Below are 10934 nucleotides of genomic sequence, written 5' to 3' on the forward strand. Positions count from 1 at the left end.
GGGGCAGGGTTCACCTGAACGGGGGGTTTGGGGTGGGAACGTCCTCGGGTGGGGGTGCGAGGTCCGTCGTCAGGGCGTAAGGGGCGAACTGCCCTGGGCCCGGCGAGGAGAGACTGATGGCCTGGTACCCCGGTGCGGAGAAGATGGAGCTCGAACCGGAGTCGGACGAGCAGCCGGCGATCACCCCGACACAGGTGATCTTCCACAGCGTGGCGGCCCCGTGGACGCCGCGGCGGATCTACGAGTACTGGCGGGACTCCACCAACCTGGAGTCCCACTTCGGGGTCGGGTACGACGGCAGCGTCGGGCAGTACATCGGCACCCAGACCCGCGCCGACGCCAACATGCGGGCCAACCGCCGGGCCGACGGCACCGGCGCGGTGAGCGTGGAGTCGGCCAGCGACGACCAGAGCACCGATCCGTGGACGGACGCCCAGATCAACGCGTTCGTCGCGCTCGGGGTCTGGCTGCACCAGCGGCACGGCATCCCGCTGCGGATCTGCGGCGAGTGGGACGAGCCCGGCTTCGGCGTGCACCGGATGTTCCCCGAGTGGTCGGACGGCGGGACGGCCTGCCCCGGGGACATCCGGGCCCGCCAGTTCCGCGACGTCGTGATGCCCGGCATCGTCGCGGCGGCCGGCGGTGCGCCGCTGCCCCCGCCGGGCGGCGGCTCCGGCCCCGCCCGGTACCGGGTGACCATCAACGGTCTCGAATACGGCTACGGCGCGCACGGCCCGCAGGTCGAGGAGGTGGGCCAGGCGCTCGTCCGGCAGGGCTTCGGCGGGCACTACCAGTCCGGTCCCGACCAGGACTGGCGGGACGCCGACACCCTCAACTACCAGGACTTCCAGCGCAGTCTGGGCTACTCGGGGTCGGACGCCGACGGCGTGCCGGGCGAGGCGTCGCTGCGTCGGCTGCTGGGCCGGCTGCCCTCGGCGCAGCGGGTGTCGCTCGCCCACGTGGTCGCGGCGGCGCGCACCGACCCGGGGGCCGAGCAGGGCCACCAGACGTACGGAGGCGAGGTGCGGATCGTCGAACAGGCCCTGGCGGACGAGGGGTTCCTGGAGCAGCGCTGGGTGGACGGCTCGCTCGGCACCCGCACCGTGCAGGCGTACGCCGCGTTCCAGCGCAGCCTCGGCTACGCGGGCGAGGACGCCAACGGCATCCCCGGCCGGCGCAGCCTCCAGGTGCTGGGGCAGCGCCGGGGGTTCGACGTGACGGACTGAACGGACCGAACGGACCGAACGGGCTGGACGGGTCGCCGGGAGCGGGCGGCCGGGGGAGGCCGGGCGGCGAAGCCGGTGCTTGACCATGACACCGTGTGAGGGTCTGCACTGGAGGGACCATGTTGAACATCGGAGACTTCGCCAAACACGGCCGGGTGTCGGTCCGCATGCTGCGCCACTACGACGCCGTCGGACTGCTCCGGCCCGCCCGGGTCGACCCGTTCAGCGGCTACCGCTGCTACGAGGCGGTCCAACTGGCCCGGCTCAACCGGCTCATCGCCCTCAAGGACCTCGGCTTCACCCTGCAACAGGTGCGGGCCGTCCTGGACGAGGAGGTGGACACGGCCGAGCTGCGCGGGATGCTGCGACTGCGGCGGGCCGAGCTCGCCGCGGCGATGGCGGCGGACGCCGAGCGGCTGGCCCGGGTCGAGGCGAGGCTCCGGACGATCGAGAGCGAGGGGACCATGTCCACGCACGATGTCGTGGTGAAGCGGGTGCCGTCGGTGCGGGCGGCCGAACTGACCGGGGTCGCGGCGAGCTACGAGCCGCAGGACATCGGGCCGGTGATCGGCCCGCTGTTCGAGGAGCTCTGCGGGCGGCTGGCGGCGGCCGGCATCGCGCACAACGGCCCGTCCGTCGCCCGGTACGAGGACACCGGCGGCGGGGACGGCTCGGTGCTGATCCGGGTGGCCGTGCCGATCGCCGCCTCGGTCGACCCGGCGGGGGAGCACGGTCTCGCCGTGGTCGACCTGCCGGCGATCGAGGAGGCGGTGACCGTGGTGCACCGCGGCTCGATGGACGACTCCCTGGGCGCGGTCCAGGCGCTGGCGCGGTTCATCGAGGAGAACGGCTACCGCTCGACCGGGTACGCCCGGGAGCTCTACCTGGAGTGCCCGGAGGAGGTGGCCGACTGGGTGACGGAGCTGCAGGAGCCGGTGCAACGCGGGTAGCCGGCCGGTCGTCCGGGCGCGGCGCTCGCCGCTCGCCCTGAAACCGGCCGAGGGTCCCGGCGTCGCCCGGCGTGACGACCACCGAGGCCCCCGCGTCCGACGGCGCCGCCCGCCCGGCGCGGGCGGCGCTGCCCGGGCCCTACCCGCCCCGAAGGAGAGGCCCCGGTCCTCTCCGACCGGACCGCCGGGCCTGCTCGCCGACACGGCCGGCCCCCGGCTGCCCACGGCGCTCTGCGCGGTGGCCACCGGCGCCGCCGGGCTGCTCGCGGCGGCCTCGCCCGTCCTGCGCCGGGGCGGTGTACTTGCCGGGCGGCCGGGCGGGCGGCAGAGTGCGAGGACCGGGCGTGCCCGGACGGGTACGGACGGCGCCCCGGCGAGGTGGGACCGGCGGTGCGGTGGCGCGGGCGGTGCGAGCGGAGGCGGCGATGAGTGACCTGACGGACCGGCTGGCGGAGGGCCTCCCGCCCGGCGCCCTGGCGGTGGACCCGGACGTGACGGCCGCCTACCGGCACGACATGGCGGACTTCTGCCCGGCCGGCACCCCCGCGGTGGTGGTCTTCCCGGAGACGGTCGAGCAGGTCCAGCACGTCCTGCGGACCGCCACCGCGCTGCGCGTGCCGGTGGTCCCGCAGGGGGCCAGGACCGGGCTGTCCGGCGCGGCCAACGCCGTCGACGGCTGCATCGTGCTGTCGATGGTGAGGATGAACCGGATCCTGGAGCTGGACCCGGTGAACCGGATCGCGGTGGTCGAGCCGGGCGTAGTCAACGCCGAGCTCTCCCGGGCCGCCGCGGCCTCGGGGCTCTGCTACCCGCCCGACCCGTCGAGCTGGGAGTCCTGCACGATCGGCGGCAACATCGGCACCGGTGCGGGCGGCCTCTGCTGCGTCAAGTACGGCGTGACGAGCGAGTACGTGCTCGGGCTCGACGTGGTGCTGGCCGACGGGCGGCTGCTGTCCACCGGCCGCCGGACGGCCAAGGGCGTGGCGGGCTACGACCTGACCCGGCTGCTGGTGGGCTCCGAGGGCACCCTGGGCGTGGTGGTCCGCGCGGTGGTGGCGCTGCGGCCGGCCCCCGCGCCGCAGCTGGCGCTGGCGGCGGAGTTCCCGAGCGCGGCAGCGGCCGGTGCGGCGGTCTGCGAGGTGATGGCGCGCGGCTTCACCCCGTCGCTGATGGAGCTGATGGACGCGGTGAGCGTGCGCGCGGTCAACGAGCTGGGGCGGATGGGGCTGCCGGAGTCCACCCGTGCGCTGCTGCTGGTCGCCTTCGACGGCCCGGACCGGGTGGCCGAGCTGGCCGCGGTCGGGGAGCTGTGCCGGGCGGCCGGGGCGACCGAGGTGGTGCCGGCCGAGGACCAGGCGGAGTCGGAGCTGCTGCTGGAGGCGCGCCGGCAGGCGCTGCCCGCGCTGGACCGGCTGGGCACCACGATGATCGACGACGTGGCGGTGCCGCGCTCGCGGCTGGCCGAGATGTTGGAGGGCGTCGCGGCGATCGCGGAGCGGCACGGGCTGACCATCGGGGTGGTGAGCCACGCGGGCGACGGCAACACCCATCCGATCGTGATCTTCGACGCGGCGGACGCCGAGCAGTCGGCCCGGGCGCAGCGCTCCTTCGACGAGATCATGGCGCTGGGGCTGGAGCTGGGCGGCACGATCACCGGTGAGCACGGGGTGGGGCTGCTCAAGCGGGAGTGGCTGGCGCGGGAGCTGGGGCCGGTGGCGGTGGACCTGCAGCGGCAGCTGAAGGCGGTCTTCGACCCGCTGGGCATCCTCAATCCCGGCAAGGTGGTCTGATCCGTCCGCTCTCGCACGCCCTGCCGATTTTCGGACTGTCACAGAATGGCCCGAATTTATCGACACGGTAAGTCGACCGAACCGGTAGGGGGCGCGTTCGACTTTGTCGCGCGCCGTGGGGGTGCACCGGTTCGTGGCCGGCCGACCGGTCTGCGTCGCAGGTGGGAGGGGGTGTGAAGGTCGCGCTCTCCGGTCGGTGGCGATTATGCATGGGGTCGCCGGATGTCACGCTAAAGGGCGAAAAGGCGGCCGTGAGGTGGTGCTTTGTCGATTTGTTGCGGAAGTCTGTGTCCAGACGTCGCACATCCGCAGGTGTTCGTTCGGTCGGCGAACTCCCGCACACCTGACACGGTCACCGTTCACGGGAGGCTCCACCACGACATCGTCCTCGTACCGGTCTTCTTCCCGAATTCCCGAATTTCCGAATTTCCGAATTCCTGAGCTCCTGAACTCCTGAACTCCTGAGCACCGACCGGGTGCCGTCGACGGCGGGGGCGCCGTCGCCGGAGGCCGGGCCGGACGGGAGGGAACGGATCGCACAGCGCTTCACCGGGCAGCGGAAAGGGTCACCGCGCACCGGTTCCGTGGGCGGCACCGCAGATCGGTGCCGCCCACGGGCGCGTCCGGGGGCCGTGGAGAGGTCCAGTCCAGGGCCCGCGCCCGGCGCCGTCACCGCGCGGCGGTACGGTTGCGCTCCGACAGCGCACCCCGCGCCGGCACGCCCTCCCGGCGACCGGTCCGCCGCGGGGCTGCGGACGCGGCAACCGGAAGGAAGGGCGCGATGGCAGCGGAGGAGGAGGGCCTGACCGGCCCCGGCGAGACCAGGCCGGCACCGGATCCCGGGTTCGGCGGGGAGCAGGCGCCGGCCGCGCCCCGGTCCGTGCCCGAGCTGATGCTCGGCCGCCCGCCGATGGCCCGCCCGTTGCCGACCTTCGACGCCGAGGCCGCCCCGGCCGAACCGGGCCCGCTCTTCGTGGACTGGCTCGCCACCGCGCTGTACGCCGGGGTGCTGGACCCGCAGGTGTTCACCCTCTCCACGGTCGACGCCGACGGCATGCCGGACGCCCGCGTGCTGGTGCTGCGCGACGTGGACGCCGCCGGCACCGGCTGGGTCTTCTCGACCGCCGCCGACAGCCCCAAGGGCCGTCAGCTCGCCGACCATCCGGCCGCCGCGCTGACCGTCTACTGGCCGCAGCTCGGCCGCCAGGTGCGGGTGCGCGGCACCGTCGAACGGGCCGCCGACCAGGTGGCGGGGGCCGAGTTCGCCACCCGCTCCCCGGCCGCCCGGATCGGCGCGCTGGTCGGACGGCAGAGCGAGCCGCTGGCCTCGCCGGCCGAGTACGAGGAGGCCGTGGCGGTGGCGTGGCGCCGACTGGAGGCCACCCCGGACGCGGTCGCCGCCGGGCACGCCGTCTACACGCTCTGGGCGAACGAGGTGGAGTTCTGGCAGGGCGACGCGGAGCGCCACCACGTCCGGCTCCGCTACACCCGGACCGGCCCGGTGCGCACCCCGGAGTGGTCGCGCACCCTGCTCTGGCCGTAGCGCCGGGGCGCCGTAGCGCCGTAGCGCCTGAGCCGTGAAACACCCGGGGGCGCGCATCAGCTCGATGCGCGCCCCCGGGGTCACCACGACACCGCGCCTCAGCGCCGCCCGGTCAGCGTGGCCCCGACGCTCGCCGCCACCACGCAGCCGATGCCGGCCAGCTGCGCGGCGCCCAGCAGCTGACCCAGCACCACCAGGCCGACCAGCGCGCTGACCGCCGGCTCCAGGCTGACCAGCACGCTGAACACCCGCTGCGGCATCCGCCGCAGCGCCGTCATCTCCAGCGCGTACGGGATCACCGGCAGCAGCAGCGACACCCCGGCCACCGCGAGCAGCAGCATCACCGGCGAGGCACCGGGCGCGGTCAGCCCGTCCCAGGCCTGGCCGAGCCCGAACGGCGCCACCGTCAGCGCGCCGACCGTCATCGACACCGCCAGCCCCTGGAAGCCCTGGAACGCCGCCCCGACCTTGTCGGTGAACAGGATGTACGCGGCGTAGCAGGCCGCCGCCCCGAAGGCGTACAGCAGGCCGACCGGGTCGAGCCCGCCGCCCTCCCCGCCCTCGCCGAGCAGCGTCAGCAGCGCCACGCCGCCGGCCGCGAGCAGCGCCCAGAGCAGGTGGCTGGCGCGGCGGGCGAAGACCAGGGCGACCGCGAGCGGGCCGAGGAACTCGATGGTGGCGGCGGTGCCCATCGGCAGCCGGTCGATCGCCCCGGCGAACAGCAGGGTCATCCCGGCCGAGGCCATGCCGAGCAGGGCGGCGGCGGCGAGGTCGCGCGGCCGGCGCCCGCGCAGCCGGGGCCGGGTGACGGCCAGCAGGATGACCGCCGCGAAGCCCAGCCGCAGGAAGGTGGTGCCGCTCACCCCGAGCGGTCCGAAGAGCGGCTTGGAGAACGCGATCCCGGTCTGGACGAGGAACATCGCCACGACACAGAGAAGCGGCGCCGGAATTCGATCCGGGCGCCGCAGCAGGTTCGTGAACCGTCGGCCGGTGGATCGGCCGGGTCGTGCGTCCGGTGGCAGCCCCTCTCCCGGGGACCCGCCTCGTCGCCAGCTGCCCCGCTCGCCGGCGGGCTCGCCCTTGGGGGCGGGCGGCATGGCAAGCGCCTCGGCGACGGCGGCGGCCGGCGTCGGGGCAGAGGTTTCGCTGGGATGGGAGGTGGGCATGATGGCGAGTTTGCCGTAAGGAGCCACTGGGCAGCAAGCTCGTTACAAGAATCGGGACGGATACGGACGGGTGCGTCCGAAAGGGTGAGCCCCGGCGGTCCGCCCGGCGCGGCGCCCGCCGGGATCCGACGGTCCGTCAGTATCAAGGCGGCGTGCGCCATCTCCGCCCCGCCTCGCTCGCCGCCGCCTCCCTCGTCCTCCTGCTGGCCGCCGCCGGTCCGGGTACGAGGGCCGACGCCGCCCCGACGGCCGCCGCCGTCCCCCGCATCCGGGCCGCCGTCCTGCCCGACCGGCACGGGCCGCCCCCGGCCCGGCCCCGCGACCTCTACGCCGGCGCGGCCTTCGACGCCTGCACCGCGCCCCCGCTGGAGACCCTGCGGGCCTGGCGCGACGCCTCGCCGTACGGGGCGCTCGGCATCTACACCAGCGGCGGCCAGCGCGGCTGCGCCCAGCCGAGGCTGACCGCCGACTGGGTGCGGCAGGCCCGGGCGATGGGGTGGCGGTTCCTGCCCGTCCACGTCGGCCTCCAGGCGCCGTGCAGCGACCTCGCGCACAAGCCCAAGCGCATCGACCCCGCCCGGGCCGCCCAGCAGGGGCGCGCGGAGGCGGCCGAGGCGGTGCAGGGCCTGCAGGCGGTCGGGATCGGCCCGGGCAGCCCGGTCTTCCTGGACATCGAGGCGTACCCGGTGCGCGACCCCGCCTGCGGTCAGGCGGTCGTCGACTTCACCGTCGGCTGGACCCAGGCGCTGCACACGGCGGGCTACCGCTCCGGCTTCTACTCCAGCCTCGACTCCGGCATCGCCGACCTCGCCGCGGCCGCCCGGGCCGGCAGCTCGCCGCTGCCCGACACCCTCTGGTACGCCCGCTGGGACGACCGCGCCGACACCACCGGGGGCGGGCCGCTCACCGCGGAGCTCTGGTCCCAGCACCAGCGCGTCCACCAGTACCACGGCAACGTCGAGGAGACCTACGGCGGAGCGACGCTGGCCATCGACCGCAACCAGGTCGACGCCCCGCTGGCCGGCTGACGGACCCGTCGGCCGGCGGGGCGGTCACTCCCGCAGCGCGAGCCCCAGCCAGCCCCGGCCCTGGCAGTAGCGGCAGGTCTCGGTGATGTACCCGGTGCCGGTGCGGCCCGCCCGCAGGCCCTTGCGCGCCTGCGTCCGCACCCCGCCGGAACAGCACGGACACGGCAGCCGGAACCCGGCCAGACCCCGTCCCACCCGCCGCTCGCCGTGTCCGTCGTCCATGGCCCCCAGTATCCCGGCCGCCGGGGCGGACGTCCGGGCCGCCCCCGCCCGACCGGGGAGAACGGGGCCGGACCGTGGCCGGGTCGTGATCGGGACAACGCGGTCGGCATGCTGACATCCGGGACACGGCGCGGCAGAATCGGGCCCTGCTGCCCGTATTACCGCCCAGTAGCCGTTGTTCGGCCGGGCCGGGGCAGGAGCCGCAGTGCCGCCCAGGTCGAGGAGGACCCGTGTTCAGCACCATGCAGGACGTACCGCTCACCGTCGCCCGGATCCTGGAGCACGGGTCCACGATCCACAGCAGGTCGACGGTCACCACCTGGGACGGCACCGGTCCGGTGGTCCGGACGTACGCGGAGGTCGGCGCCCGTGCGGCACAGCTCGCCTGGGCCCTGCGCGACGAGCTCGGCTGCACCGACGCGAGTGTCGTCGGAACCTTGATGTGGAACAACGCCGAGCACCTGGAGGCCTACCTCGCGGTGCCGTCGATGGGTGCGGTGCTGCACACCCTCAACCTGCGGCTCCCGGCGAACCAGCTGTCGTACATCGTCAACCACGCCGCCGACCGCGTGATCATCGTCAACGGCACCGTCCTGCCGCTGCTGGCCGCGGTCCTGCCCGAGCTCGCCCCGACGCTCAAGCACATCGTGGTCAGCGGCCCCGGCGACCGCTCGGTGCTGGCCGGCTTCGCGGGCGGCGTGCACGACTACGAGGAGCTGATCGCGGACCGGCCGACCGCCTACCCCTGGCGGTCCGACATCGACGAGCGCCGGGCCGCCGTGCTCTGCTACACCTCCGGCACCACCGGCGACCCGAAGGGCGTGCTCTACAGCCACCGCTCGGTCTACCTGCACTGCCTCCAGGTCAACACCGGCGACAACTTCGCCTTCACCCCGCGCGACACCGCGCTGCCGGTGGTGCCGATGTTCCACGTCAACGCCTGGGGCATCCCGCACGCCGCCTTCATGTCCGGCGCCAACCTGCTGATGCCGGATCGTTTCCTCCAGCCCAAGCCGATGGCCGAGATGATCGCCGCGGTGCGGCCCACCGTCAGCGCGGCCGTGCCGACCATCTGGAGCGGCCTGCTGGACGAGCTGGACGCCGGCGACTACGACACCTCCAGCCTGCGCATGGTGGTGATCGGCGGCTCGGCCTGCCCGCCCTCGCTGATGAAGGGCTACGAGGAGCGCCACGGCATCCGCGTCCTGCACGCCTGGGGCATGACCGAGACCTCGCCGCTCGGCACCTTCGCCCAGCCCCCGGGCGGACTGACCCCGGAGGAGGAGTGGCCGTACCGGGTGACCCAGGGCGTCTTCCCGGCCTCCGTCGAGGCCCGGCTGATCGGCCCGGGCGGCGAGCGGATGCCGCACGACGGGGTGTCGGCGGGCGAGCTGGAGGTGCGCGGCCCGTGGATCGCGGGGGCGTACTACGGGGGCGCGGGACAGGACCCGCAGCGCCCGGAGGACAAGTTCTCCGAGGACGGCTGGCTGCGCACCGGCGATGTCGGCACGATCACCGCCGACGGCTACCTGACCCTCACCGACCGGGCCAAGGACGTGATCAAGTCCGGCGGCGAGTGGATCTCCTCGGTGGACCTGGAGAACCACCTGATGGCCCACCCCGAGGTCGCCGAGGCCGCCGTGGTGGCCGTTCCGGACGAGAAGTGGGGCGAGCGGCCACTGGCCACCGTCGTGCTGCGGCCGGGCGCCACCGCCGGGCTGCCGGAGCTGCGGGCGTTCCTGGCCGGGCGGATCGCCTCCTGGCAGCTGCCGGAGCGCTGGGCGATCGTCGAGGCGGTGCCGAAGACCTCGGTCGGCAAGTTCGACAAGAAGGTGATCCGCGCCGACTACGCGGCGCAGAAGCTGGACGTCACCCGGCTCGGCAAGGAGTAGCCGGGAACGGGCAGGGAGCACGAGGGCCGGTCACCCCGGGAGGGGGTGGCCGGCCCTCGGCCGTGCACGGCTGTCAGCCCGCCGCGGCGACGCCCGCCTCGCCCATGGCGCCGATCCGCCCGAGCAGGTCGACGATCCGGGACTGCACGTCGTCGCTGGTCGAGCGCTCGGCGAGGAACAGCACCGTCTCACCGGTGCGCAGCCGGGGCAGCTCGCGCGGGTCGAGGTCCACCGAGGTGTAGACGACGAGCGGGGTGCGGTGCAGCCGGTCGTTGGCGCGCAGCCAGTCCAGCAGGCCGACCCGGCGGCGGCGGATCTGGAGCAGGTCCATCACCACCAGGTTGGGCTGCACGCTGCTGGCCCGGGCGACGGCGTCGTTCTCGTCCACCGCGTGCTCGACGTGCATGCCGCGCCGTTCCAGGCTGCCGATCATCGCGGCGGCGATGTCCGGGTCGCCCTCGACCAGCAGGACGCGCGGGGCGTGGTTCTCGCCGTCGCGCGGGGCGAGGGCACGCAGCAGGACGGCCGGGTCGGCGCCGTACGCGGCGTCCCGGGTGGCCTGTCCGAGGCCGGCGGTGACCAGCACCGGGACCCGGCTGTTCAGCGCCGCGGTGCGCAGCGACTGCAGCGCGGTGCGGGTGATCGGGCCGGTCAGCGGGTCGACGAAGAGCGCGGCCGGGAAGCCGGCGACCTGCGCGTCCACCTCTTCGCGGGAGCGGACGATCACCGGGCGGTAGCCGCGGTCCTGGAGCGCCTGCCGGGTGGCGGGGTCGGGCTCGGGCCAGACCAGCAGCCGGCGCGGTCCGCCGTCGGGGGCCGGGGCGGGCAGCTGGGGGTGCTCGCCGACGGCGTCGCGGCCGCCCGGCAGGGCGACCGGCGCGACGGCCTGCGGGGCGACCGGGACCGCCGGGGCGGAGGGGGCGGCGGGCAGCTCCAGGGCGGCCCTCGGCCGGGCCTCGGGGGCCGGGGCCACCGGCGTCACCGGCACGACGGCGGCGGCCGGGCCGGGGGCACCGGGCGCGCCGAACGGGCGCGGCGGGGCCAGCTCGCCCAGGCCGGTGCCGACCGGGCGCGGGCCGCCTTCGCGCTGCTCGTCGCCGGGGGCGGCGGGCAGCGC

8 protein-coding genes and 1 pseudogene are annotated in these 10934 nt (G+C 75.1%); 6 read left to right on the forward strand and 3 right to left on the reverse strand.

The window, feature by feature from the left end; translation table 11 throughout:
• Nucleotides 1–116: 116 nt before the first annotated feature.
• The 4 genes from ACFU9E_RS16900 (at nucleotide 117) to ACFU9E_RS16915 (ending at nucleotide 5509) form a co-directional block, all read left to right on the forward strand.
• Entirely contained in the window at nucleotides 117–1226 is a 1110-nt protein-coding gene (locus tag ACFU9E_RS16900; RefSeq protein WP_380688827.1) for a peptidoglycan-binding protein, read from the forward strand.
• Nucleotides 1227–1345: 119 nt separating this feature from the next.
• Nucleotides 1346–2176, forward strand: coding sequence for a MerR family transcriptional regulator (locus ACFU9E_RS16905; protein ID WP_380688824.1), 831 nt, complete (start codon nucleotides 1346–1348; stop codon nucleotides 2174–2176).
• A 425-nt stretch (nucleotides 2177–2601) separates the two neighbouring features.
• The gene (locus ACFU9E_RS16910; protein WP_380688821.1) at nucleotides 2602–3966 is read left to right on the forward strand and encodes an FAD-binding oxidoreductase; all 1365 of its coding nucleotides are present in this window, start codon (nucleotides 2602–2604) and stop codon (nucleotides 3964–3966) included.
• Between the two features lie 781 nt (nucleotides 3967–4747).
• Entirely contained in the window at nucleotides 4748–5509 is a 762-nt protein-coding gene (locus tag ACFU9E_RS16915) for a pyridoxal 5'-phosphate synthase (protein ID WP_380690434.1), read from the forward strand.
• Between the two features lie 98 nt (nucleotides 5510–5607).
• On the opposite strand, the gene ACFU9E_RS16920 is transcribed toward ACFU9E_RS16915, so the two are convergent.
• The gene (locus ACFU9E_RS16920; RefSeq protein ID WP_380688349.1) at nucleotides 5608–6429 is read right to left on the reverse strand and encodes a DMT family transporter; all 822 of its coding nucleotides are present in this window, start codon (nucleotides 6427–6429) and stop codon (nucleotides 5608–5610) included.
• A 398-nt stretch (nucleotides 6430–6827) separates the two neighbouring features.
• Between ACFU9E_RS16920 and ACFU9E_RS16925 the strand changes: the two genes are divergently transcribed.
• Entirely contained in the window at nucleotides 6828–7703 is an 876-nt protein-coding gene (locus ACFU9E_RS16925) for a DUF1906 domain-containing protein (protein WP_380688347.1), read from the forward strand.
• A gap of 24 nt (nucleotides 7704–7727) precedes the next feature.
• Here ACFU9E_RS16925 and ACFU9E_RS16930 read toward each other — a convergent pair whose 3' ends face one another.
• Complete coding sequence (locus tag ACFU9E_RS16930; protein WP_355360722.1) at nucleotides 7728–7925, reverse strand: hypothetical protein; 198 nt, start codon at nucleotides 7923–7925, stop codon at nucleotides 7728–7730.
• 230 nt (nucleotides 7926–8155) lie between these two features.
• Here ACFU9E_RS16930 and ACFU9E_RS16935 point away from each other — a divergent pair, with 230 nt between their 5' ends.
• Entirely contained in the window at nucleotides 8156–9817 is a 1662-nt protein-coding gene (locus ACFU9E_RS16935) for a long-chain fatty acid--CoA ligase (RefSeq protein ID WP_380688345.1), read from the forward strand.
• Nucleotides 9818–9890: 73 nt separating this feature from the next.
• Here ACFU9E_RS16935 and ACFU9E_RS16940 read toward each other — a convergent pair.
• A pseudogene (locus ACFU9E_RS16940) lies at nucleotides 9891–10934 on the reverse strand (hypothetical protein); the annotation flags it as partial.

The organism is Kitasatospora sp. NPDC057595, assembly GCF_042800875.1.
Taxonomy (GTDB): domain Bacteria; phylum Actinomycetota; class Actinomycetes; order Streptomycetales; family Streptomycetaceae; genus Kitasatospora.